Source organism: Chryseobacterium sp. LAM-KRS1, from assembly GCF_013184525.1.
GTDB lineage: Bacteria > Bacteroidota > Bacteroidia > Flavobacteriales > Weeksellaceae > Chryseobacterium > Chryseobacterium proteolyticum.
Genome location: NZ_JAAOIZ010000004.1, coordinates 148,572 through 173,776, shown reverse-complemented (window position 1 = coordinate 173,776; position 25,205 = coordinate 148,572). Strand labels below are relative to the sequence as shown.

At 36.5% G+C, this 25,205-nt stretch carries 19 protein-coding genes; 15 read left to right on the top strand and 4 right to left on the bottom strand.

Annotated elements, in window-relative coordinates:
• Positions 1 to 125 precede the first annotated feature (125 nt).
• Positions 126 to 1,151 carry an alpha/beta fold hydrolase gene (locus G9C87_RS11790; RefSeq protein WP_228457007.1) on the bottom strand — a complete coding sequence of 342 codons (1,026 nt, stop codon included), beginning with the start codon at positions 1,149 to 1,151 and terminating at the stop codon, positions 126 to 128.
• A gap of 228 nt (positions 1,152 to 1,379) precedes the next feature.
• On the opposite strand from G9C87_RS11790, the gene G9C87_RS11785 reads away from it, so the two are divergent.
• From G9C87_RS11785 to G9C87_RS11730, 12 genes are all read left to right on the top strand, one after another.
• Entirely contained in the window at positions 1,380 to 4,217 is a 2,838-nt protein-coding gene (locus G9C87_RS11785) for an alpha-amylase family glycosyl hydrolase (protein WP_172281338.1), read from the top strand.
• A 187-nt stretch (positions 4,218 to 4,404) separates the two neighbouring features.
• A complete protein-coding gene (gene prfA, locus G9C87_RS11780; protein ID WP_172281336.1) occupies positions 4,405 to 5,490 on the top strand; it encodes a peptide chain release factor 1 in 1,086 nt (361 codons plus the stop codon).
• Between the two features lie 318 nt (positions 5,491 to 5,808).
• Positions 5,809 to 7,911, top strand: coding sequence for a prolyl oligopeptidase family serine peptidase (locus G9C87_RS11775; protein ID WP_172281335.1), 2,103 nt, complete (start codon positions 5,809 to 5,811; stop codon positions 7,909 to 7,911).
• A 251-nt stretch (positions 7,912 to 8,162) separates the two neighbouring features.
• Positions 8,163 to 11,213, top strand: a complete 3,051-nt coding sequence (locus tag G9C87_RS11770; RefSeq protein WP_172281333.1) for a reprolysin-like metallopeptidase — start codon at positions 8,163 to 8,165, stop codon at positions 11,211 to 11,213.
• A gap of 134 nt (positions 11,214 to 11,347) precedes the next feature.
• Positions 11,348 to 13,471 carry a methylmalonyl-CoA mutase gene (gene scpA / locus G9C87_RS11765; RefSeq protein WP_172281331.1) on the top strand — a complete coding sequence of 708 codons (2,124 nt, stop codon included), beginning with the start codon at positions 11,348 to 11,350 and terminating at the stop codon, positions 13,469 to 13,471.
• A gap of 59 nt (positions 13,472 to 13,530) precedes the next feature.
• Complete coding sequence (locus G9C87_RS11760) at positions 13,531 to 14,037, top strand: hypothetical protein (protein ID WP_172281329.1); 507 nt, start codon at positions 13,531 to 13,533, stop codon at positions 14,035 to 14,037.
• Between the two features lie 555 nt (positions 14,038 to 14,592).
• Positions 14,593 to 15,984, top strand: a complete 1,392-nt coding sequence (locus G9C87_RS11755; RefSeq protein WP_172281327.1) for an RtcB family protein — start codon at positions 14,593 to 14,595, stop codon at positions 15,982 to 15,984.
• 78 nt (positions 15,985 to 16,062) lie between these two features.
• Positions 16,063 to 16,608, top strand: coding sequence for a hypothetical protein (locus G9C87_RS11750; protein ID WP_172281325.1), 546 nt, complete (start codon positions 16,063 to 16,065; stop codon positions 16,606 to 16,608).
• A 1-nt stretch (position 16,609) separates the two neighbouring features.
• Positions 16,610 to 17,308 (top strand): peptide chain release factor H, encoded by a 699-nt coding sequence (prfH, locus tag G9C87_RS11745; protein ID WP_172281324.1) that lies wholly within the window; start codon positions 16,610 to 16,612, stop codon positions 17,306 to 17,308.
• Positions 17,295 to 17,537 (top strand): hypothetical protein, encoded by a 243-nt coding sequence (locus G9C87_RS20805; protein WP_228457006.1) that lies wholly within the window; start codon positions 17,295 to 17,297, stop codon positions 17,535 to 17,537. Before prfH ends, G9C87_RS20805 begins: the two co-directional genes overlap by 14 nt.
• Before the next feature lie 331 nt (positions 17,538 to 17,868).
• Complete coding sequence (locus tag G9C87_RS11735) at positions 17,869 to 20,469, top strand: T9SS-dependent M36 family metallopeptidase (protein WP_172281322.1); 2,601 nt, start codon at positions 17,869 to 17,871, stop codon at positions 20,467 to 20,469.
• Positions 20,470 to 20,606: 137 nt separating this feature from the next.
• Positions 20,607 to 21,602, top strand: a complete 996-nt coding sequence (locus G9C87_RS11730; protein ID WP_172281320.1) for an enolase C-terminal domain-like protein — start codon at positions 20,607 to 20,609, stop codon at positions 21,600 to 21,602.
• Between the two features lie 16 nt (positions 21,603 to 21,618).
• On the opposite strand, the gene G9C87_RS11725 is transcribed toward G9C87_RS11730, so the two are convergent.
• Both G9C87_RS11725 and G9C87_RS11720 read right to left on the bottom strand, forming a co-directional pair.
• Positions 21,619 to 21,906, bottom strand: a complete 288-nt coding sequence (locus tag G9C87_RS11725; protein ID WP_172281318.1) for a cytochrome C — start codon at positions 21,904 to 21,906, stop codon at positions 21,619 to 21,621.
• Positions 21,907 to 21,926: 20 nt separating this feature from the next.
• Positions 21,927 to 22,220, bottom strand: a complete 294-nt coding sequence (locus G9C87_RS11720; RefSeq protein ID WP_172281316.1) for a c-type cytochrome — start codon at positions 22,218 to 22,220, stop codon at positions 21,927 to 21,929.
• 141 nt (positions 22,221 to 22,361) lie between these two features.
• On the opposite strand from G9C87_RS11720, the gene meaB reads away from it, so the two are divergent.
• Positions 22,362 to 23,357, top strand: a complete 996-nt coding sequence (meaB, locus tag G9C87_RS11715) for a methylmalonyl Co-A mutase-associated GTPase MeaB (RefSeq protein WP_172281315.1) — start codon at positions 22,362 to 22,364, stop codon at positions 23,355 to 23,357.
• Here meaB and G9C87_RS11710 read toward each other — a convergent pair.
• A complete protein-coding gene (locus tag G9C87_RS11710; protein ID WP_172281313.1) occupies positions 23,354 to 23,893 on the bottom strand; it encodes a DUF4251 domain-containing protein in 540 nt (179 codons plus the stop codon). The genes meaB and G9C87_RS11710 overlap by 4 nt on opposite strands.
• Before the next feature lie 106 nt (positions 23,894 to 23,999).
• Between G9C87_RS11710 and G9C87_RS11705 the strand changes: the two genes are divergently transcribed.
• Positions 24,000 to 24,806, top strand: a complete 807-nt coding sequence (locus tag G9C87_RS11705; RefSeq protein WP_172281311.1) for a M48 family metallopeptidase — start codon at positions 24,000 to 24,002, stop codon at positions 24,804 to 24,806.
• 65 nt (positions 24,807 to 24,871) lie between these two features.
• Entirely contained in the window at positions 24,872 to 25,183 is a 312-nt protein-coding gene (locus G9C87_RS11700) for a hypothetical protein (protein WP_172281309.1), read from the top strand.
• Positions 25,184 to 25,205 lie beyond the last annotated feature (22 nt).

Sequence of the window (25,205 nt, the reverse complement as noted above, 5' to 3'; positions counted from 1 at the left end):
TCAAAACTTATTCATATTCAATATATGACATTTTAAAAGATAGTTCATTTTTTAGTTAAATAAACCCGCAGTGTATACTATATTGTACATTGCGGGTTTTGTTTTAGGTTAAATTTTTGATTGATTTAATTTGCCATAGAATCTGCTTCAATAATAGCTTCAGCAAAAGCTTTCGGAGCTTCCTGCGGAACATTATGGCCTATTCCATTGAGGATTTTATGTACATATTTACCGGTAAATTGTTTGGCATAAGCTTTTCCATCTGCAGCGGGACCATCAAAATCACTTGCTATAGTAATGGTGGGTACATTAATAACGGGGCGTTTGTCCAAACGTTTTTCCAGATTGTCATATTTGGGCTCTCCTTTGGCCAGGGATAACCTCCAACGATAGTTATGAATAACAATTGCCGTATGATCGGGATTTTTAAAGGATTCGGCTGTCTGATCAAAGGTTGCCGTGTCAAAATTCCATTTTGGTGAAGCAGATTTCCAGATCAGTTTATTAAATTCATATGCATTTTTAGCATATCCTTTTTCACCTCTGTCGGTAGAAAAATAATATTGGTACCACCAGCCATATTCAGCTTCCGGAGTTAATGGATTTTTATTAGCTTCTAAATTTGTGACTAAATATCCGCTTACAGAAACAAGAGCTTTTACTCGTTCCGGCCATAACGCAGCCATAATGTCTGCTGTCCGGGCTCCCCAGTCGAACCCTCCAACTACTGCTTTGTTTATCTTAAGGGCATCCATCAAGGCAATGATATCCAGGGCAACTGCAGATTGCTGGGCATTTCTCATTGTATTTGGAGAGATAAAACGGGTCGTTCCAAATCCTCTCAGATAAGGAGTAATTACTCTGTATCCTTTTTGTGACAAAATCGGAACTACTTCATTGTAACTGTGGATATCATAAGGCCATCCGTGAAGAAGAATAACAGGAGTTCCATTGGCTGGTCCGGCTTCAGTATACCCTATATTGAGTACACCTGCATCAATCTGCTTTAAAACTCCGAGCGAACTTTCCTGATCCTGAGGATGAGCGGATGTTTGCTGTGCGTGGAGCGAGCCCGTTGTAATAAGAATGAGAAAAACGGCATTTAGAATCAGCTTTTCCATTACATTTTGAATCTTAAATCTTTGTAACATAGCTTTAGGTTTTTGATTTTTTGGAGTGATTTTTATTTCTGATTCAAAAGTAGAACGATTCGTAAAGGCTTACCATTGTTACTCATTTCAACCGGGCATTATTAATCGTGAAGCGGTCATTTTAAATTGTGAATGATTAATTAGTAATTTTTGTGTATTATTTTGTTTAAAATAAATTGCTTTTAAGAAATTAAACTATTTTAGTATATAAATAGAAAAAAGGCCCTTATGAAGAAATTTTACTTTTTTATATTGCTGTTGATCAATTTTTTTGTGTTCGGACAAATCAACTATACCATTACTCCCGGACAGTTTAACGAAACAGATCAGATCACACTGACAGTTCCTGGTGATCAGATTGATGAATCGGCCTGGAACGTTAGTAACCACGCGATTTATATTTGGTCATGGTCACTGGATACCAACTATATGAATAGTCAGAATTGTCCTACAAATGGGAGCTGGGACAATTCTGATGATCAGAATAAACTGAATTATAATGCAACAACAGATACGTATTCACTGACTTTTACACCAACAACTTTTTTTGGAAGAACAGGAATCGGAAGATTTGGTTTTCTATTAAAAGACAAGGCGGGAACCCATCAAACTTCTCCGGATATTTTTGTAAATGTAGGTGTATTAAATCTCACCCTGACAAATCCGCTGCCAAATAGCTTGACACCTGTACCTTCAGGAGGTTCTGTTTCTATATCAGCAACAACAAACGTCGCCGCTAATTTTCAATTAAAAGCTAATGGAGTTGTTGTAAATTCAACATCTACTCCTTCTGTTTCGTACTCTTTCACCTATATGGTATATGCAGATGCTGATATGGAACTCATTGCTACAGATAATTCCGGGACTAAAAATGCGAAATTCATAATACAGATTCCAAGAAATGTAATATCTCAGGCTATTCCTTCATGGATACGTCAAGGCATTAATTATCATCCTACCGACAATACAAAGGTTGGTTTAGCATTGTATGCTCCCCATAAAAACTTTGTGCATGTCATCGGAAGTTTTAATAGTTGGACAGTAAATGATAATTACCTGATGAAAAGGGATACTACAAACCCTGATTTATATTGGATTGAGTTAGATGGGATTACTCCGCAGCAGCTTTATACTTTTCAATACAGAACGAATGACCTGAAAAAAGTAGCGGATCCTTTTTCTCCGCAGATTTTGTCTTCTTACGACGACCAATGGATTCCGTCATCCACATATCCCAATTTGCCACCCTTTCCTGCGGGACAGAATTTTGAAGTTTCTATGTTTAAAACAGGGCAGCCAAATTATAATTGGCAGGTTACCAATTTCCAGAGACCAGATAAAGAAGATCTGATTGTATACGAGTTGCTATTAAGAGATTTTACACAGGAAAAGAACTGGCAATCTCTTATCAATAAGATTACCTATTTAAAGAATTTAAAAATTAATGCAATTGAGCTTCTTCCTATTATGGAATTTGAAGGAAATCTTTCATGGGGATATAATACCTCTTTTCATTATGCATTAGATAAAGCCTATGGGACACCGGAGAAATTTAAAGAATTTGTAGATCTGTGCCATCAAAACGGGATTGCTGTGATTTTAGATGTGGCATTTAACCATGCTACGGGAAGGTCTCCACTCGTAAGATTATGGAATATTGACCCTGACGGGGATGGATATGGGGATGTAGCAGCTAATAATCCCTATTTTAATCAGGTTCCCAAACATTCTTACAATGTTTTCAATGACTTCAATCACACAAGTTCAGCCACGAGATATTATGTTGAACGGACCTTGCAGCAATGGCTGACGAAATATAAAATTGATGGTTTCCGTTGGGATCTCACCAAAGGATTTACCCAAAATTGTTCCGAAAATGATGAGAACTGCACGAATGCTTATCAACAGGACAGGGTAGATATTTTAAAGTACTATGCGGATAAACAGTGGGCAATTGACCCTAGTTCATATATGATTTTTGAACATTTAGGAACAGATGCAGAAGAACAGCAATGGGCCAACTACAGAGTTGCTGAAGGAAAAGGAGTGCTGCTTTGGAATAAGCAAACAGAGCCTTATAACCAGAATACAATGGGATATAAGGAAAACAGCAATTTTGACCGGATGAATCATCAACTTCACGGATTCACCAAAATGAATGCTGTAGGATATGGAGAAAGCCATGATGAGGAAAGACTTATGTTTAAAAATTTAGAATATGGCGCGATAAACGGGGCTTATAGTGTAAAAAATCTTGATACGGCTCTTGAAAGGATGAAAGCTTTTGGAGCGACCTTCTTTACCATACCGGGACCGAAAATGATCTGGCAATTTGGAGAACTTGGTTATGAATTCAGTATTAACCGATGTGCCGACGGAACCATTAATAATGGTTGCAGAACCGACGAAAAGCCAATTGCCTTTACATTAGGTTACGAAAACAACGCAAATAGAAAAGCTGTTTATGATACATGGGCACAAATTATTACAATCCGAAATACATATCCTGTGTTTAAATCAAAAACCTATACTGTAGAATCCAATAACCTTTCTAATGATCCGGACGGATTGATAACCAGGATATTTGTTTATGACAATCTTCTTAATAACGGGATGAAAAATGTAGTAGTTCTGGCGAATTACAATACAACAACGAAGAATGTTGTTCCTTATTTTCCATATACAGGTCAATGGCAGAACTTGATGGACCAAACTATTTCAAATATTACCTCGACTACAGCTCCTATTGTATTACAACCCGGAGAATTCAGGATTTTTGGGAATTATACAGGCAATTTATCTACTGTGGATGAAAATGCACCTCATAGACTATCTCTTCAGGTAATGGAGAATCCGGTGCATAATAAAGTAGTAAAACTAAAATATTATAAGGCTAAGAATGCAGTAATTGCCTTGTATGATATGACAGGTAAAAAGTTGGAATCATTCGGGCTCAAAAATGAGAGTGGAACTTATGAGTTTAAAATGGATTATCCTGCAGGAACTTATCTTGTTCATCTGAATTCTGAGTCGGGAATTGCGATACAAAAGATCATCATTAAATAGTTTGAATGTTAAATGATTCTTTTGTACAATTGTATGCTATTTAGTTTTTTGACTTTGTTGATCGTGCAAATTAGTACTTTAAAGAAGTTAATATGTATAAGGGGGCCAAAGACTGTATAAATCAGAAACTAAAGGAGTTTCAAATTGAATTAATAATTCATATCTTTGCAGCCACAAAATTTCTATAATGTCCAAGTCATTAATTCCAAAACTGGAAGCTATAAAACAACGATATAATGAGGTTGCCGACCTTATTATCCAGCCTGATGTTATTTCTGATCAGAAAAGATATTCTTCTCTGAACAAAGAATATAGCGATCTGGGAAAAATCGTTAAAGTGTACGACCAATATAAAGCGGCATTAGATACAATTGAAGAATCTGATGAAATTATTGCTGATGGTTCAGACAGAGACCTGGTAGATCTTGCTAAAGAAGAAAAATTAGAAGCTCAGGCAAAACTTCCTGCTTTTGAAGAGGAATTGAAAGTATTGCTGATTCCTAAGGATCCAGCAGATGATAAAAATATCATTGTGGAATTGCGTGCAGGAACAGGGGGTGATGAAGCAGCTATTTTTGTGGAAGATATTTACAGAATGTATACCATGTATTTCAAAACTAAAGGTTGGAGACATGAAGTAACAGACTCTAATGAAGCTGCAAAAGGCTATAAGGAATTGATCATGAAAGTGGAAGGTGAAGGAGTGTACGGAATCATGAAGTTTGAATCCGGAGTTCACCGTGTACAACGTGTACCTGAAACTGAATCCCAGGGAAGAGTACATACTTCGGCCATTACTATTGCCGTATTACCTGAAGCTGAAGAAGTAGATGTGGAGATCAATCCCGCAGATATTGAAATGCAGACTTCGCGTTCCGGAGGAGCTGGGGGACAGAACGTAAACAAGGTTGAAACAAAAGTTCAGTTGACTCACAAACCTTCAGGTCTTGTGGTGGTATGTCAACAGGCACGTTCTCAGCTGGCTAACCGTGAATTAGCAATGGAAATGCTTCGTGCAAAATTATACGACATCAAACTGCAGGAAGTTCAGGGAGATATCGCTGCACAAAGAAAAACGATGGTATCTACGGGAGACCGTTCAGCAAAAATTAAAACCTATAATTATCCTCAGGGTAGGGTAACAGATCATAGAATCAATAAATCGATGTATAATCTGGATGCCTACATGAATGGGGATATCTCTGAAATGATTGATGCTGTAATCATGGCTGAGAATGCAGAAAAAATGAAGGGAGAAGAAGATAATTATTAAATTTTTTAAATTAAATAAATAAAATAGCCTCTGAAAACAGAGGCTATTTTATTTTAAATGTCTCATTCGTAATACGAATCTATATTATGAAAGCTTACAGAGCTATTATTTTTATAAAACGGTATTTTCCAAATGATTAGATTATATGGTTTGAAACAAATGGGAGATGTCTTAATTGACAAACAGCCGGATCGGATTGTCCCTAACCTTACCGATTTTATTTTGAAAGTTTTAATGTAAAATATTAATCATATTGAGCCTGTATAGCAGGTTTTTTTTATTTGATGATATTATGTATTTTTGATAAAATCCTTTGAAATGAATTTTAAACCGATCTTATTAACAGCTGGAGTTTTATTTTCAGCATCTTTTTATTCACAAAAAATGACTTATCCTAAGGCCCTAAAAGGTAATCAGACTGATACCTATTTCGGAACTGCTGTGGCGGATCCTTTCAGAGATTTGGAAAATGACTCCCAGCCCACTAAAAAATGGGTGGATGAGGAAGTTGCTTTCAGCCAGAATTACCTTTCAAAAATACCCTTTAGAGAAAAAATAAAAAATCAATTGAGGGATATCTGGAATTATGAAAAGATTTCTGCACCTTCAAATGAAGGAGATTTTACTTATTATAATAAAAATGACGGGCTGCAGGCACAATCTGTCATATACAGAACAAATAATAAAACGAAGGCTACAGAAGTATTCCTTGATCCCAATAAGTTTTCTGAAAAAGGAACCACTTCTCTTTCTCAGCTTTCATTTAATAAAAAAGGGAATTTAGCGGCTTATTCTATTTCTGAAGGTGGAAGTGACTGGAATAAAATTATCATTATTGATGCTATCACAAAGAAGCAAATCGATGATACATTGACGGATGTTAAATTCAGTGGTATTTCCTGGCAAGGAGATGAAGGATTTTATTATTCCAGCTACGATAAACCGAAAGAGGGAACTGTGCTTTCAGGGATGACCGATAAGCATAAAGTATACTTTCACAAATTAGGAACAAAACAATCTTCTGATCAACTGATTTTCGGAGGGGATAAAACACCAAGGAGATATATCGGAGCAAATGTTTCTGAAGATCAGAGATATCTTATCATATCAGCTGCTAATACTACAAGCGGGAACGAATTATATATCAAGGATCTTAAAAATGGAGGTGATTTCATACAAATTAATAAAGGATTTGACATTAGTGCGGGTATTGTAGATACGGAGGGAGATAACCTGTTTATTTTCACGGATAAAGACGCTCCAAATATGCGTCTTGTAAAAACCAGCATTAAAAACCCTTCTCCTGAAAACTGGATCGATGTCATTCCTCAGACAGAAAATGTATTGGGAATTTCTACCGGTGGAGGATATTTCTTTGCAACATATATGGTAGATGCCATTGATCAGGTAAGGCAATATGATAAAACGGGTAAACTTGTAAGAGATATAGTTCTTCCGGGAAAAGGAAATATTTCAGGTTTCGGAGGAAAGGAAGATGAAAAAGAACTTTACTTTTCTTTTACCAACTATATTACACCGGGAACAACTTATAAGTTTAACGCTGATACTGGTAAATCAGAGGTTTACCAGAAACCAAAGGTAAAATTCAATCCTGAGGATTACATATCTGAGCAGGTATTTTATACATCAAAAGATGGAACGAAAATTCCTATGATGATCAACTACAAGAAAGGGGTAAAGCTGGACGGTAAAAATCCTACTATTCTTTATTCTTACGGAGGTTTTAATATCAGCTTACAGCCATCATTCTCTGTTGTCAATGCGATCTGGATGGAGAATGGAGGAATTTATGCAGTTCCGAATATCCGTGGAGGTGGGGAGTATGGTAAGAAATGGCATGATGCGGGAACAAAAATGCAAAAGAAAAATGTATTTGAGGATTTCATTGCTGCCGGAGAATACCTGCAAAATAAAAAATATACTTCGAAAGAGTATATGGCGCTTTCTGGAAGGTCAAACGGAGGATTGCTGGTTGGAGCTACGATGACCATGCGACCTGATCTCGCTAGAGTAGCATTTCCAGGAGTAGGTGTTCTGGACATGTTGAGGTATAATAAGTTTACGGCAGGTGCCGGATGGTCTTATGACTATGGAACAGCAGAAGATAACAAAGAGATGTTTGATTATCTAAAATCTTATTCACCGGTACATAATGTAAAGGCCGGAACTTGTTATCCGTCAACTATGATTATTACAAGTGATCATGATGACAGGGTTGTTCCAGCGCATTCATTCAAATTCGGTGCTGAACTTCAGGAGAAACAAGCCTGTAAAAATCCAATCCTGTTAAGAATTGAAAAAAATGCAGGACATGGAGCCGGAAGATCGACCGAACAGGTTATTGGTGAAAATGCGGATTTAATTTCTTTTGCTTTGTTTGAAATGGGAATTAAATTGTAATTGATTAATTTTTTTAATAAAATATACAAATTGTTAAACCGAAAGATCAATCTTTCGGTTTTTTTGCGCGAAAAAATGTGTAATTATTTAATTTTTTTTGCATTTATGGTTTATTTTTTTAATATCAAATGTATAAGGAGGGGTTAAATTGATGCTTTAGTTGATTATTAACTTTTTTGATGTGTTATTAGTATTTTTTGTTTTTATTTTTGTTGAAATGCTTAACGTTTTTATTAAAATAAATGTAATTTATGAAAAAGAAAGTTCTACTTATTTGTGCACTAGCTGCTGGACTTACCAGTAGTTATGCTCAAAGATGGGAATCCGTATCTCAAAAGACTTCCCAGTTACGAAAAGAAGTAGAGGTTAAATATGCTTATAAAGTAGATTTAACTTCGCTTAGAAATTTATTAAAAGATGCTGTTGAAACAGGAAACAATGCCAAACCTGTTGTTATTAATTTGCCTACCGTAGAGGGAAAAATTGAAAAGTTTGCTGTGTACAGTAATCCTGTTATGGAGAAATCTCTGGCAGATAGATATCAGTTAGGTTCATATGTTGGGGTAGGTATTGATGATCCTTCCAAATATGTAAGATTCAGTACCTCCCCAACTGAAATGCAATCTATGATTATTAAGGATGGCGTATTTCAATTTATAGAACCTATTTCTACAGATAAGCAGACATATGGAGTCTTTTACAAAACCAAGAGGACTGAAGGAGATCATGGGTTTGAATGTACAAGTGAGGAAAAGAGCTTTAAAGATATAAAGACGCTGGAGGGTAACGGAAAAAAAAAGCTTTCTAGTGTAGGAATTACAAGTAGACCTTCCAGTACAAAGTATAGAACATATAAGCTTGCACTGTCTGTTACAGGTGAATATACCCAGCATTTTGGCGGAGTACCTGGTGCTGTTGCACAGATGAATACGACGATGACTCGTGTAAACGGAGTATTTGAAAAAGATTTTGGAGTTAAATTAATTGTTCAGGATTTGCCAACAATTGTTTATAGTAACCCTGCTACAGATCCATATTCTGATGCTGCTGCTGGATCGGCAGGAGCTTGGAACTTAGAATTACAAAATACTTTAACAGCCAATGTAGGAAATGCTAATTATGATATTGGACACTTATTCGGAGCTGATGGAGGAGGGGGAAATGCAGGATGTGTTGGATGTATTTGTGTAGATCCGTCGACTGCAGAGCCAGAAGGTAAAGGTTCCGGATTTACTTCTCCTTCAAATGGAAATCCAAGTGGTGATACTTTTGATATCGACTATGTTGCCCATGAAATGGGGCATCAGTTAGGGGGAAACCATACTTTCTCAAAAAGCACTGAAGGTTCAGGAGTGAATGTAGAACCTGGGGGTGGAACAACGATTATGAGTTATGCAGGAATTACACAGGACAATGTACAAATGAATTCCGATGCTTATTTCCACTATGCTTCAATCAATCAAATACTAACAAATCTTGAAGGTAAGCCGGCTGCTTGTGGTATATCTCAAGATATTACAACGAATACTCCACCTGTAATTTCTCCTCTTACATCTTATAGCATTCCAAAAGGAACAGCATATTATTTAGATGCAGTAGCAACAGATGCTCAAAATGACCCATTGAAATATACATGGGAACAATATGACAGTGTTGATGACTTCGCTTCAATTTCAGGAGATAGTGGATGGGGATACAATACTCAGGGATCCTTAGCAAGATCTTTCTTTGGAACAGCAAGTGGAAGAAGATATTTTCCAAGTCTGCCTTTAGTAATGAATGGTACTCTTACCAATAAAGCGACATGGGAAACAGTTCCTTATGTGCCTAGAACTTTACACTATGCAGTGACAGTAAGAGATGAGAATACTGTAAGACCAATGTTATCTTCTTCTGAGACTACTGTAACAGTTGGTAATGATGGACCATTTAAATTTAACGGATTAACTGCTTCCTCGGTATTATATAATAATGCTTCAAACACGATCCAATGGGAGGTGGCTAATACCAATGCAGCTCCTTATAATGTTACCAATGTGAAAATAGATTATACAACCGATAACGGAAATACATGGACTGATCTGGTAGCTACTACTCCCAATACAGGCAATTATTCCGCACAAATGCCAAGTAATTTAACAGGTGCTGTTAAGTTTAGAATATCAGCAATTGGAAATATATTTTATGCGGTGTCTCCTCAGGTTACTATTGGAACAGCCCCTACATCAACGACTAATGCTCCTACAGGAATTTTCGTACTGCCTTCTGAAATTTTAAAGACCACGGCAAGAGTTTCTTGGAACAGTGTTCCCGGAGCTAATACTTATTCTATTAACTATAGAAAAGTTGGTGAAGTAAATTGGGCTAATGCGGTAAGTAATACTAATTCTGTTTCTTTAACAGGTCTTGAAGACGAAACCAGTTATGAAACCCAAGTTGCAGCTGTAGTAAACAATGTACCTGGAGCATTCTCTACGAATTATACTTTCAAAACGAAAGGTTTAAGAACAGGAGTTGACTACTGTTTGATGACTACAGGGGGGAATAATCTTCTTGCACCCTACTACAGCGGGCTTATTCAATTAAATCTGGCTAATGTTAATTATTTCTCAGGTAACTTGAATACTGCAGCTAGAACGTATTTGGATTTTAGTGAAGATGCCAGTAAATTAATCAACTTAACAAAAGGTACTCAATATACTATTTCATTTAGAAATTTAGGTCATGGTCTTGGAACTTATAATGACTGGTTAGAAATATGGATTGATTATAATAGAAATGGTACTTTTGAAGCCTCAGAAAAGATAGGATCTAGTGGTGCCGTTCCGGTTTATAATGCTGCAAATGATCTTAATTTCCATGATGGGACGATTGTATTTACGGTACCTGCAACTGCCTACTCAGGTGACAAAACATTAAGAATGAGAGTGGCAAGTACTTTCTTTAATCCTGCCACTGGACCATGTGGTACTTCATCTATTCCGGTAGGTGGCGGTGGAGTAATTTCAACGGGTTCTTTTAGGGACTTTTCTGTGAAAATTACAGGAGCACTTGCTGTGGATGAAGTAAGAGGAACAAAATCTGAAATTGAGATTTATCCCAATCCTGCCGATACCTTTGTTGAAGTTAAAAATCTTAAAGGAAAAGCAGATTATAAGATCTACAGCGCTGAAGGAAGACTAGTACAAAGCGGTAAACTTGAAGGTCAAAGAATTAATGTAGCTTCACTTATTAAAGGAATGTATGTTATTACCATTACCGGTGAAACTAAAACATACAGTACAAAGCTGATTAAGAAATAATAAAGTTAAAAATTAGATCGGAGCCGGACAATTGTCCGGCTTTTTATTTAGCTATTGGTTTTAATAACAGGTGTTTAACTGTAGTTTCATGTTTCATTCAAAAAAATTAACTTTACGGGGATAAAATTATTGAAATGCGAAAGACAATTTCTGTAAGAAAACTGGATCTGGATATTTTGCCTAAAGAAGGTGAGATTTATAATTTCGAAAAGGATGGGTTAGAATTAAAATCATCCTACACCCATGAAGATGTTAAAGATAAAGCTCTTACAGAGACATCTCCCGGAATTTCACCTTATTTAAGAGGGCCGTATTCAACGATGTATGTTCAAAAACCTTGGACAATACGTCAGTATGCCGGATTTTCTACCGCTGAAGAGTCTAACGCATTCTATAGAAGAAATCTGGCAGCAGGGCAAAAAGGATTGTCTGTAGCATTTGATCTTGCCACCCACAGAGGATATGATTCCAATCATGCAAGAGTTGTGGGAGATGTTGGGAAAGCCGGGGTTGCCATTGATTCCGTTGAGGATATGAAGATTTTATTCAATGAAATCCCTCTGGATCAGATTTCGGTTTCCATGACGATGAACGGTGCGGTCTTACCAATCTTATCTTTCTATATTGTTGCCGCAGAAGAACAAGGTGTTCAACAGGATCAGCTCTCAGGAACCATTCAGAATGATATTCTGAAAGAGTTCATGGTAAGAAATACCTATATTTATCCGCCTACCCCTTCCATGAAGATCATTGCGGATATCTTTGAATATACATCTAAATACATTCCCAAATTCAATTCTATTTCGATTTCTGGTTATCATATGCAGGAAGCGGGAGCAACCCCTGTTCTTGAAATGGCATATACATTGGCAGATGGTTTGGAATATGTAAGGACCGGAATTAAAGCCGGAATGAATGTGGATGATTTTGCCCCAAGACTTTCTTTTTTCTGGGCAATAGGCATGAACCATTTTATGGAAATAGCTAAAATGCGTGCTGCAAGATACATCTGGGCTAATCTTTTGAAACAGTTCAACCCTCAGAATCCAAAATCTTTAGCGCTGAGAACCCATTCTCAAACATCAGGATGGTCACTTACAGAGCAGGAACCTTTTAATAATATTACCCGGACTGCTATTGAAGCATTATCTTCAGCATTGGGAGGAACACAATCCTTACATACGAACGCATTGGATGAAGCGATTGCTTTACCTACAGATTATTCAGCAAAAATTGCCAGAAATACCCAGATTATTTTACAGCAGGAAAGTGGAATTTGTGATGTGGTGGATCCGATGGGAGGAAGCAATCTGGTGGAAAGTCTTACCCAGCAGATGATTGAGGAGGCAATGAGGTATATCGATGAGGTGGAACAGGAAGGAGGAATGACGAAAGCAATTGAGGCAGGAATTCCTAAAATGAGAATTGAGGAAGCGGCAGCCAGAAAGCAGGCAAAAATAGATAGCGGTGAGGAATTTATCATAGGTGTCAATTCATTTAAATCAGCTCTAAAACAAGAGCCTATCGAGATCCTCGATATTGATAATACAGAAGTTAGAAGAAAACAAATTGAGAGACTGGACTCCATCAAGCAAACAAGAAATGGAGAAGCTGTTGAAGAGATCTTAAATGAGATCAGAGAGAGTGCAAAAACAGGTAAAGGAAACCTTTTAGCTTTATGTATTGAAGCGGCAAGAAGAAGAGTGACACTTGGTGAAATGAGTGATGCGATGGAAGAGAGCTTTGGAAGATACAAAGCCAATATCAGAACAATTTCAGGAGTATATGCAATGAATGCGAGTAAAAATGAATATTTCGAAAAAGCCCTTCATCTCACTCAAAAATTTGAGGAAGAAGAAGGACGTCGCCCAAGATTAATGGTTGCCAAAATGGGGCAGGACGGACACGATCGTGGTGCTAAGGTAGTGGCAACAGCATTTGCCGATATGGGATTTGATGTGGATGTAGCTCCTTTATTTCAGACTCCGGAAGAAGTAGCGAAACAAGCTGTAGAGAATGATATTCATATTTTAGGAGTGTCTTCTCTCGCAGCAGGCCATAAAACCCTCGTTCCACAGGTCGTGGAAGAATTAAAAAAATTAGGGGCAGATGATGTAACGATTGTAGTAGGTGGGGTTATTCCTCAGCAGGATTATGAATTTCTTTACGCAAACGGTGCAGACTTTATTTTCGGCCCCGGAACCAATCTTCCTAAATGCGCTGTAGAGATCCTGGATAAGTTTCTAAACAAAAGTTAAATATTTTAATATTGGCCATTGTTGTATGGTTTTTGCACTTTTAAGTGAAAAATTTAGATATGGCTTATACAGTAATTTCAATATTCCCTGCTAATGCAGATGTAGAAGGAATAAAAAAAGAACTACAGAATCAAGGATTTAAAGAAGCGGATATCATTGTTTCAAAATCAAAATTAGAAAACGGAACATCGGCAGATGATTACGAAGAAGATGAGAAGACAAAAAGTTTTTGGGACCATATTTTTGTAAATGAAATAGAGCTGCTTACAGCTTATAGAGAAGGAAGTATAGGTAAAATTAATATAATCGTCTATACGGAAAATATAGAGGATGCCAGAAAAGCAAAGGTCATTTTAAATGAAAGTGGTGCTATAGAAGTTAAAAAAGAAGCACAGAATACGGTTCAATCAACAGATAAAGATACTGCAGGTTTACCGGAAGACGTTTATAAAGGGATCATTGCTAAGGCAAAACACAATGTTTATTTTCTGGACCCGGAAAGAGTATACCGTCCTAACAGTAGAGGCATGGATGCAAGAATGGATACTTTCGGCTCTAAAGATTAAAGTAATACATGCAGATAAAAAGCTTCAACAGGTTTCCTGTTGAAGCTTTTTATTTTTCAAAAATTTATAATTAAATGATTACTTTTCTGAAAATTGTATATATTTGCACCTGAAAATAAAGTTTAACCAATTTAAAACAACGAAGCAAATGTTCAAATTTCAAAAGAATTCTACAGTTGGATTGCCCCTTATGGTGGTAAGGCTTCGTGGTTTGGTACATTCATAGAACAATAGTATATTGAAATATCAGAACCCGGAGTCGTATAGATTTCGGGTTTTTTATTGCGCAATATTTCAAACCTAAGTTTCCCCGAAATCTTTTAATTTTTTTTTGTCTTCCAAATAATTCAGGAGAAATGAAATTTCATTAATACATAGAAATTTTTATTCAATCCGTTTTACCGGAAAGGCTACAATAGGATCATTCAGACGGAAGAAAAGTCTCTGCCTGGTTATGATGTTATTACAAATCAACTAAAATAATAGTTGAATGGTGTCTGTATGCTTAGAAGTCTATGACTCAGTATCTGGCATCTCATACCTAAATTTAAAACAATGGGAAATTTAAAACTTAAAGGAAAAGATATATTAAAATTAGGCTATCCAAATAATCAAAGTGTCAATATAGCTTTGGAAGTCATGAAAAGAAATTTTGCAACAAAGAATATCCATTACGTTAAAGCACTTCTAAAAGAAATTATGCTTCATCCGGAGAACTTTGAGAAAGATTTGACATTCGGACAAATTGCAGAGGCCTTACTTTCTTCAAAAAAGACAGAAAAGAGAATGCTGAATACACAAAGAGCATCATTTCAGATATTTGGTAACCATATTTCTGAAGAAGCAAAGAATCAGTTATATACTGCTTTAAAATTACCAATAGCAACTCAGGGAGCCCTGATGCCTGATGCACATAGTGGTTACGGACTTCCCATAGGAGGAGTGCTTGCCGTTGAAAACGCAGTGATTCCTTATGGAGTGGGAATGGATATTGGCTGTAGAATGAGCCTTAGTATTTTGGATACACCTATTTCATATCTGGACGGCGCTAAAGATAAATATGAAAAAGCGTTGGCTGATCATACCAAATTCGGGATGTATGAAACCCATAAATCTCATATTGAACATGAAATCTTTGATCGTGATACATTTGATCTGATTCCTATTTTAAGGAGATTAAAAGGAAAAGCAATCAAGCAAATGGGATCTTCGGGCGGGGGAAATCATTTTGTAGAATTTGGGGAGGTTGAAATTACAGAGGAAGAAGCACAGATAGGTCTGCCGAAAGGAAGATATCTGGGTATTCTTTCACACAGCGGTTCGCGTGGATTGGGAGCGGAGATAGCACAGTATTATTCAAGGGTTGCGATAGAGCAATGTCCTTTGCCTAAAGAAGCTCAAAATTTTGCATGGCTGGATCTGAATACCCATATGGGACTTGAATACTGGACAGCAATGAACCTTGCAGGAGATTATGCTTCAGCATGCCATGATGATATTCATAGAAGGCTTGTAAAAGCCGTAGGAGGAAGAGTGAAAGCAAGAATTGAGAACCACCACAATTTTGCGTGGAAGGAAATTCATAATGGAAAAGAAGTAATTGTCCACAGAAAAGGGGCTACTCCTGCCAATGAAAATGAACTGGGAATGATTCCCGGATCTATGACAGCAAAGGGATTTATTGTTCGTGGAAAAGGAAACCCTGATGCGCTCAATTCTGCTTCTCATGGTGCAGGAAGAGCGTATTCCAGAGGAGAGTGCAGGAATATGTTCACCCAGAATGATATTAAAAAAGAGCTCAAGCTAAAGAATGTTGTGCTTATGGGTGGAAATGCAGAAGAAGCTCCTATGGCATATAAAGACATCAATGAGGTCATGAACGCACAAAGCGAATTGGTGGATATTCTGGGAACATTTCAACCACGGATCGTGAGAATGGATAAATAATCAAATGATAGTTTTTAGTTGTCAGTTAAGAAATTTAGCTGGCAACTATTAACCCTCAATTTTATAAAAAAAAGAGAAATGGGAGCACCACATAATATAAAAAGATACGGCGAAGTCTGGCCGGAATTTAGAATTCAATACGGACTTGAAATTTTAGAAAAATTAAAAAATAAAATCATTTTATCGGGAGGCTGGGCCTGGCACTTTATGTCTGAAAAAGGACATACAGAGTATAAACACGCCCATGATCATAAGGATATTGATGTTTTTGTAAAGAAAGAAGATGTTGCGGATGTGGTAATGCTGCTTGTGAAAGAAGGCTTTCAGAAGGTATGGACGCGATATGACCATCTGCCAAGTGAGGAAAATTTTAGGAGATACGAAAAAACAATAGAATTGGAAAGCGGGAAGTTCCATAGAATTACCATCGATTTTTTTGAAAGGGATGACCTGGAAACCATATTAGCCAATGGATTTACGGTAGTAAAGCCTGAAGTGTTGCTTACTTTTTACAGAAATATTCATTCCAGTGACAAATGCTGGGCAGTGATAACCGTCAGGGATTTGTTGGAAAAAGGAATTGATCCAGTGGGGCACCCCAGATTAAGTGAAATACCAAAATAAAATGGACAAACTTATACAAATCACTTCGGGAAGAGGACCTTTAGAATGCCAATGGGTCGTTGCTAAAGTTTTGAAAGTATTCCTTGAAGAAATAAAACAGGAAAAAATACAATACGAAATCATCCACAGAGAAAACGGGGATGAAAATCTGACCCTAAAATCGGTTACCCTTCTTTTAAAAGGAAAGGATACATCCGGATTTTTAAAAAACTGGTTGGGAAGTATCTGTTGGAGCGGAAGAAGTACCTTTAGAAAACTGCATAAACGGAGCAACTGGTTTATTGGAATCTTTGAAATTGAAAACACTCACGAGGTGGGTTTTAGCGAAAAGGATATTCAGTTCCAAACGACAAGAAGCCAGGGAAGCGGAGGGCAAAATGTCAATAAGGTAAATACTGCGGTAAGGGCTACCCATATTCCGACAGGAATAAGTGTTTTTGCACAGGATTCAAGGTCGCAGTTGGAGAATAAAAAACTTTCTGTTATGAGATTAAAGGAAAAAGTAATGGAATTAAATATTCAACAAATGGCCAATAGAATGCAGGAAACCTGGACCCATCATCTGCAGGTAAAAAGGGGAAATCCTGTCCGTACTTTTTCAGGGACGGATTTTAAACATAATTACAAAGATAAATCCTTTAAAAAAACAAGGAGCAGTCTTAAGAATGAACTTAAAAATTTAAAAAATGACCTTAACTAAAAATAAATATTATTTTGAAGCATTGGATAACTATCCATACAGTCTTCCTTCTTGTCTGGAAGCTCTGAACTATGCTTTATCCTACGATCCGGAAGACGCAGACAGCCTTTGCCTGATGGGGAGAATATACAGTGAAATGTTAACAGATTATGAAAAAGCAAAATTATATTTTGCAGAGGCAATGTTTCAAATCTTAATACTCCCCAATATTATATTAAATGTCTTTTAGATAATGAAGATCTTGATGAGGCAGAAAAATTGATTGAATACGCTTTAAAGATCAAAGGGATTGATAAGTCCAGAATATTAATTCATAAATCTTTATTGTTTGAGATCAGATTGGAATACAGGAAAGCTTTGAAACCATTAAAAGAAGCCAGAAAATACAGCTATAATAAGGAAATGATTGATATTCTTGAAGAACGGGTTAAATTTATTAAATCAAAAATGCCGAAAAAATAAAGAATTTGAACATAAGAGTATTTTTTTGATTAAAAGCAGTAGTTTGCATTAAGGATATTCTGTAAAAATTGTATATTTATTGCTTAAAAATTATATTTATGAGTAAAAAATTATTTTTATTGCCTGTGTCTGTGGTGATGCTTTTTTGTTTTGATAAAATGAACGCTCAGAATTCTGAAAATATCATTCATGATTTTTACAAAAGAAATGGACAGCTAAATTTAAAGAGCGGTAATAATAGACAGGTTGGGATTGAGATTTTAAATAATGATTCTTCCAAAAGTTTGAACGCTAATATTTTGGATGTTCAACAAACTTACAATGGACTTAGGGTTTATAATGCTTTAGGCAAAGTCATTATAAAAAATGATAAGATCATTTCCGAAAAAAATACCTTTAGTAGAAATATTGTTATTGCTAATCAGCCAAAAGTTTTGAAAAGCCTTTCAAAGGAGTTTCTCAAGCAGCAATTGGGATTACGCGAAATCGCAAACATAGATTATTTGACAGATGTATATTTTGAGAAAAATGGATTATATATTTTATCTAAAGAGTTATTTGTTTCAGATAAAAATACGTCAGATGTTTGGCATGTAATTGCCAATGCGAGTAGTGGAGAAATACTTAGTAAGGATAACCTGACACTTGATTGTAGTTTTGAACGGAATATCCATCCGCACGAAGCCTCTAACGGATTGGAGGCAACTGAAAAGATGAATAATGTACAAATGCTTCAAGGAGTGGCTAATAAAATCCCAAATACAAAGTTGGTTAATAGCTTGTTTCCTCCTTCCAATGCTTCCTATAATATTTTTCCTTTACCTCTGGAAGCTCCCACATTTGGTTCTCGTTCAACTATTAATAATCCATGGGATGTACAAGCCTCTCCCGAGGGATGGCATTCGGATGGGACAAATAATTACACAAACACGAGAGGAAACAATGTTTATGCCTATTCAGATCAAAATAATGCCAATGTTCCAGGATATTCACCAGATGGAGGAAGCACGCTTAATTTCGATTTTCCTTTTGCAGATGGAAGGTATGATGATCCTTTTGCCTACAAAGACGCTGCTATCACCAATTTGTTTTATATGAACAATAAAATGCATGATATATTTTATAAATTCGGATTCACAGAAACGGCGAGAAACTTTCAGACGAATAACTTTAATAATGGTGGAATAGGGAATGATGCCGTGAGAGCAGAGGCTTTTGATGGAAGTGGACTTAACAATGCTAATTTTAGTTCAGGTTATGAAAGGGTTGTTGGAGGGCAGCCCCAGGTTTTAGCGCCAAGAATGCAGATGTATCTTTATGATAGAACACAGACTCCTGATGATCCTATCATAAGGTATCAATACAACACTCCTGCATCAATTACTAGCAGACCAAAAGTATTAACAGGTGGAGCAGGATTTGGACCGGTTTTTGGCCCGCCAGTGACAGGAGACCTCATTGTTTCATCACCTACAGATGCATGTACAGCGCCAGCGCCGGGTAGTCTTACAAACAAAATTGCAATTGTAACAAGTACAAGTTGTGAGTATGGTCTCAAAGTATTGAATGCTCAGAATGCAGGTGCTGTTGGTGTAATAGTCTATAGACCTTCTAATGATACTCCCACAAGCATGGGTGCTGGATCCTATGGATCTCAAGTCAATATTCCTTCTATAAACATTGGGAAAACAGAGGGGCTTTTTCTGGTTGGAGAGCTTAACAATGGCAATGCTATTAATGCCACATTGGACTTTGATTATGATGGATTTAAACATTCGAGTTTTGATAACGGAATTATTGCTCATGAATACGGTCATGGTATTTCAAATAGATTAACCGGTCAGGGATACAGTTGTCTATCGACAACTAATACCATTGAACAAATGGGGGAAGGATGGTCAGACTACTTTGCCTTGATGCTGACTACAAGACCAGGTGACACATCATCCTTAGCAAGAGGTGTAGGAACTTATCCGAAAGGGCAGCCAGTTACAGGAGTTGGGATCAGACCGGCTAAGTATTCTCCGGATTTTTCTGTAAACGGGTATACATATAATAGTACCAATACTGCTGTAGTTCCTCATGGTGTAGGATTTATTTGGGCTACCATGCTCTGGGATCTTACCTGGAAGTATGTTGAAAAGTATGGATATAATAGTGATGTATTGGCAAACCCAACATCCGGTAATGCAAAAGCATTACAGATTGTGGTTGATGGGCTTAAGCTGCAACCATGTAGTCCAACCTTTATTGATGGTAGAGATGCTATTCTTCAAGCTGATGCTATAGGAAATGGAGGAGAAGATAAATGTATGATTTGGAAAGCATTTGCCAAAAGAGGATTAGGAGTAAATGCTTCTGCGGGAAGTAAAACGGTGGGAACTGATCAAGTAGAAGATTTTACTATTCCATCGGACTGTGATAGTGTGCTTGCAACTAAGGAAAGTAACCTTGCCAATAATCAATTTATTATATTCCCTAATCCTACTTATGATGAGTTCTTTGTTGGAAATATAAGTAAATCAAAAGATGAAGTAGAAATAAGAGTATTTGATATGTCGGGAAAAGTGGTGATTACTGATTCAAGAATGCCAGAATCTAAAAAAGCCATTTCTACAAAAAGTTTTCCTAAAGGAGTATATATGGTTCATATTAAGCAAGGACTTAAAAGTCAAATTGAAAAGTTAATTGTAAAGTAAAAAACAATTGTTAAGATTAAAATAAGGTTGTTTCAAGAACACTTTTACTTTCGAAATTCTGTCTGATGGCTTTGTCATTCTGGAGATTGGAGAGTATTGTTGATCTTTTGAGACAGCTTTTTTTGTAGCTTTAATGTATGGAACTGCGTTTTGAAATCAAATCCCTTCGATTAAAAGAAACTTTCTCAATAGCTTATGGTAATTATAACACCAGAGAAAGTTTGCTTATCGAATTATCTCACCATAATTGTAAAGGATATGGAGAGTGTGTTGCCATTGATTATTATAAGATTAATCTGACCATGTTGGTTTCAAAATTAAATGAAATCCGTTCCGGAATTGAAGCACGAAAAATTGAACACCCAAAAGAATTTTATCAATTTCTTTCTTTTTCAGATTTACACCCCTTTTTAAAATCTGCCTTAGATTGCGCCTATTGGGACCTTTTCGGAAAACTTGAAAATAAGAGTTTTATGGAGCTCAATGATCTTTCTTCAAAAAAATTAGTGGATAGTTCCATTACTATATCTGTAGGAACTATAGGTGAGCAAATCGAAAAAATCGAAAAAAGCATCTGGAATAAGTTTAAGGTGAAATGCAGTGGTTTACAAAAGGATGGTGTAACCAGACTTTTACAATTGGACAGGAATATCGCTCTGGATTCGAATGCCAGCTTTACGGATGATGATTGTTTATGGCTTCAGGGAAATTCCGATGTGCAAAAATTCACATACCTTGAGCAGCCGAGACCAGTCGGCCATTATCAGGTTTTAGAAAAAAATGCTTATGCTAACTGGATGGCAGACGAGGACTGTCAGGAGATGGATTCTTTAGAAGCTTTAATACCTTATTATAGAAGTGTCAATATCAAATTAATGAAATGCGGAGGTTTGACCCCTGCTTTAGAAATGATAAGAAAAGCCAGAAGTTCATGTTACAAAGTAATGATAGGATGCATGACAGAATCTACAGTTGGGATTTCTGCAGGGTGTGTTTTAACCGGACTTGTCGATTACGTTGATCTCGACGGGGCAAATCTGATCTCCAATGATTATGCTACTGGGAACTTTGTAGAAAAGGGTATCATAATTTTATCGGAGAAACCTGGATTGGGAATAGAGTTAAAAAAATAAGCTTTCATTTGAAAGCTTATTTTTTATTTACAGAAATCAGATAATCATACACCATTTGATGCTGATCATCAGTCAGTTTAGCTTTTGGAGCCATTCTGCTTAACGTTTTGATCCATCCCTGGTCGTCGTGTTTTGCAGGATCCGGTAATTGATGGCATTTGTTGCAGGAATTTTCAAAAATGGTTTTTCCCTGAGTCAGTTGTTCAGAAGCTGTATACTTCGGTCCTGTTACCGCTACACTTTTCGGTCCGCACGAAACCATAAATGCAGATCCTAAAACAATACTTAAAACTAACTTTTTCATTGTAATATTTTTAGATGTGATTATTTTTTTACAGAAACAATATAATCATATACCCATTGATGCTGCTCGTCAGTGAGTTTCGCTTTTGGAGCCATAGAGTTCATAATTCCTACCCATTGAACCGGATTATGTGATGTGGGATCCGGTAGTTTATGACATCTGGTACAAGAGCTTTCAAAAATGGTCTTTCCCTGAGCGATTTGTTCAGCAGTAGATACTGCAGGGCCTATAGCTGAAGTTGCTGTTGATGATTTTGAGGTGCATGATGATATCAGAACAGCAGTAAAAAATGCTATAGCGATTATTTTTTTCATTGTTTCTTATATTTGATTGATAACAAATGTAGCAAATTCCTTATGCTATTGATAAAATCAGGTGTAGTTTTAATTTAGAAGAAATAAAATTAAAAGAGCTTTATGAGGTAGTTTGATGCTTATTTTTATATTTTTGACCTAATGAAATTTTCAACAGAAGACTTGGTAGAAGGAATACGATCAGGAAATAAACGTCTGATCGCAAAAGCTATTACTTTAGTTGAAAGCAAAAAAGCCGAACATCGCCTCCAGGCAGACGAATTACTGAAGGCAATTATGCCATTTACGGGAAATTCCATACGGATCGGAATTACTGGAGTTCCGGGGGCAGGAAAATCTACTTTCATTGAAAATTTTGGACGACTGGCTATTGCTCATGATAAAAAAGTGGCAGTTCTTGCTATTGATCCGAGCTCGGCAATTAACAAAGGAAGCATTCTTGGAGATAAAACAAGGATGGAAGAGCTGGCAAAAGAAGAAAACGCTTTTATCAGGCCTTCCCCGAGTTCCGGATTTTTAGGAGGTGTTGCCAATACAACCTTTGAAACCATGATGATCTGTGAAGCTGCAGGATATGATTATATCCTTATTGAAACTGTAGGGGTAGGACAATCTGAAGTTCTGGTTGCCGATATTACAGACGTATTCCTGTTTCTTAAGATTATTGGAGGAGGAGATGAGCTTCAGGGGATCAAAAGAGGGATCATGGAGATGGTAGATATTATTTTTATTAACAAAGTTGACGAAAGTAATTTACAAAAAGCAAAAACCACCAAACTTGAATTAAAAAGGGCGCTTGATTTTATTCCCCCAAAAGAAAAAGGCTGGAAAGTTCCTATTTTATTGGGTTCTGCACTTCATAATGCAGGCCTGGATGAAATCTACGGTACAATAGCTGAATTTATTGATCTTAAAAAGAAGGCCGGAACATTTGATGAAATCAGAATTCAACAGGCAGAAAAGCGGTTTGAATATTGGGTTCAGGAATATATTTTATCCATGATGAAGAAGAGTGATTCCGTAGAAGAAGCTTATTTGTATCATAAAAAAAATGCTTCAGCAATGGTTTCCAACCCAAGTACTGAAGCTAAATTGTTTGTAGAAAGATTTTTATCTAACGGGACTCGTGAAAATTAAGGAGCAGATTCAGGCTCGTTCTTAGAAACAAATCCATCATATGATATAGGCTGCCTGTCATTACTTCGTACAGAAGTAAATGCTTTTCCGTTTTTATAAACCTCAATAATGATCTCGTCTACATTGTTTACATCATTAGGCTTAACTCTTACAATCCAGTTTCCTTTTTTATTCTGTGATTTATTGACCGTATAATCTTTCGAAGTGAACCTGTAGCTGTTGCCGCTGGTATTACCATAAGTAGGATTAAATAGTCTTCCGAAATAAGGAAGGGTAACTTCTAACTTGTTTTTTCTCAGTTCTACCGTGTAGTTGCCGTTAAGCTGAAGAATTCTTGTCGATGTTGAGTTGGGCATAGAATTCATAATGTTGATGACATCATAGTTGGTAGGGTTTGCGCGTTCTGCGTGGAACGTAAATTCCTGCGAATTAATCAGCAAATCCGTAGTTTTAGAATCGCCGGTATTTTGTGAAGAACAACTTTGAAAAAAGAAGATAAATCCCAAAATATATATAAGTGAAATATATTTTTTCATGACCTTAATAATTATTAAATTTAAATAGCAAAATGTATGCAAATATATAGGTTGTAAAACTTTTTGGAATAATAATTGTTAAAGTTGAATTATTAACACTTAAACTATGAAATTAACTTATCTATTAGGAATAGGAGCAATTGCTTTATCAGTTGTAGCTTGTACCACGAACCCTATTACGGGTAGATCTTCGTTGCAGTTGGCAAATAATTCTGAAATATTAACGATGTCATCTCAGGAGTATAGAACAACATTGTCCAAATCAAAGATTATATCAGGGACGGCAGATGCTAAAAGAGTGGTAAATGTAGGAACAAGAATAAAAGGAGCTGCTGAAAGATACTATCAAAGTATTGGAAGATCTGCAGATCTGGCAAATTATAGCTGGGAGTTTAACCTTCTTCAGAGTAATGAATTAAACGCCTGGTGTATGCCTGGTGGAAAGGTAGCTGTATATACAGGAATATTACCGGTAACTAAAAATGATAACGGACTGGCAGTAGTTTTAGGCCATGAGGTTTCTCATGCTTTGGCAGGACATGGAAATGAAAGAATTTCCCAGGCAATGGTAGCGCAATACGGCGGGACTATATTAGGCGGAACTATTTCTAATTCCCAATGGGCTAATATTTTTCAGAAAGTATATCCGATTGGTTCGCAGGTAGCTTTGTTAAAATATGGAAGAAATCAGGAGTCGGAAGCTGATCAGATGGGATTGTATCTGATGTCTATGGCCGGATATGATCCAAGGGAGGCAATTCCTTTCTGGAACAGAATGGAAGCTGCATCTTCTGGAAGCAGACAGCCTGAGTTTCTTTCTACTCACCCAAGTCCGGGAACGAGAATATCAGATATTCAAAAAGATTTACCAAAAGCATTGGAATATTATAAAAATGCAGGTGGGAAAATTTAATCAAATTCAGCTTTGCTAAAATTTCACTACATTAGTAAAGACTAAATCACCAAAAACACAACATTATGAAAAGTATATCAATTACAGGCCTTATACTTTTAGCAGTATCAGCTTTACTTTTTTATTTAACAACAGACTTTGCTGTTGAACAGATCAAGCTTTCTCATATTATGGGAATTATGGGGGGAATCGGGATCGGGCTTATCATAGGTGGAATGGTAGGCTATCTGAGTAAAGGATCTGCTATTAAAGAAGAGCAAAGAAGAAGGGAATTTAAGCAGCTGCAGAAAGAGAAAGAAGAGTTGGAAAAACACGCTGTGGAAATTGCAAAACGACAAACAGAATTAGAGAACCAAAATAAAAATCCTCAGGTATAATACCTGAGGATTTTTTAATAGT

Coding starts and splice junctions, on each gene's coding strand:
- G9C87_RS11770 (WP_172281333.1), top strand. CDS start 8,163: ATGAAAAAGAAAGTTCTACTTATTTGTGCACTAGCTGCTGGACTTACC.
- G9C87_RS11700 (WP_172281309.1), top strand. CDS start 24,872: ATGAAAAGTATATCAATTACAGGCCTTATACTTTTAGCAGTATCAGCT.
- G9C87_RS11755 (WP_172281327.1), top strand. CDS start 14,593: ATGGGAAATTTAAAACTTAAAGGAAAAGATATATTAAAATTAGGCTAT.
- G9C87_RS11775 (WP_172281335.1), top strand. CDS start 5,809: ATGAATTTTAAACCGATCTTATTAACAGCTGGAGTTTTATTTTCAGCA.
- prfA (WP_172281336.1), top strand. CDS start 4,405: ATGTCCAAGTCATTAATTCCAAAACTGGAAGCTATAAAACAACGATAT.
- scpA (WP_172281331.1), top strand. CDS start 11,348: ATGCGAAAGACAATTTCTGTAAGAAAACTGGATCTGGATATTTTGCCT.
- G9C87_RS11750 (WP_172281325.1), top strand. CDS start 16,063: ATGGGAGCACCACATAATATAAAAAGATACGGCGAAGTCTGGCCGGAA.
- G9C87_RS11735 (WP_172281322.1), top strand. CDS start 17,869: ATGAGTAAAAAATTATTTTTATTGCCTGTGTCTGTGGTGATGCTTTTT.
- meaB (WP_172281315.1), top strand. CDS start 22,362: ATGAAATTTTCAACAGAAGACTTGGTAGAAGGAATACGATCAGGAAAT.
- G9C87_RS11720 (WP_172281316.1), bottom strand. CDS start 22,220: ATGAAAAAAATAATCGCTATAGCATTTTTTACTGCTGTTCTGATATCA.
- G9C87_RS20805 (WP_228457006.1), top strand. CDS start 17,295: ATGACCTTAACTAAAAATAAATATTATTTTGAAGCATTGGATAACTAT.
- G9C87_RS11730 (WP_172281320.1), top strand. CDS start 20,607: ATGGAACTGCGTTTTGAAATCAAATCCCTTCGATTAAAAGAAACTTTC.
- prfH (WP_172281324.1), top strand. CDS start 16,610: ATGGACAAACTTATACAAATCACTTCGGGAAGAGGACCTTTAGAATGC.
- G9C87_RS11760 (WP_172281329.1), top strand. CDS start 13,531: ATGGCTTATACAGTAATTTCAATATTCCCTGCTAATGCAGATGTAGAA.
- G9C87_RS11725 (WP_172281318.1), bottom strand. CDS start 21,906: ATGAAAAAGTTAGTTTTAAGTATTGTTTTAGGATCTGCATTTATGGTT.
- G9C87_RS11710 (WP_172281313.1), bottom strand. CDS start 23,893: ATGAAAAAATATATTTCACTTATATATATTTTGGGATTTATCTTCTTT.
- G9C87_RS11790 (WP_228457007.1), bottom strand. CDS start 1,151: ATGTTACAAAGATTTAAGATTCAAAATGTAATGGAAAAGCTGATTCTA.
- G9C87_RS11785 (WP_172281338.1), top strand. CDS start 1,380: ATGAAGAAATTTTACTTTTTTATATTGCTGTTGATCAATTTTTTTGTG.
- G9C87_RS11705 (WP_172281311.1), top strand. CDS start 24,000: ATGAAATTAACTTATCTATTAGGAATAGGAGCAATTGCTTTATCAGTT.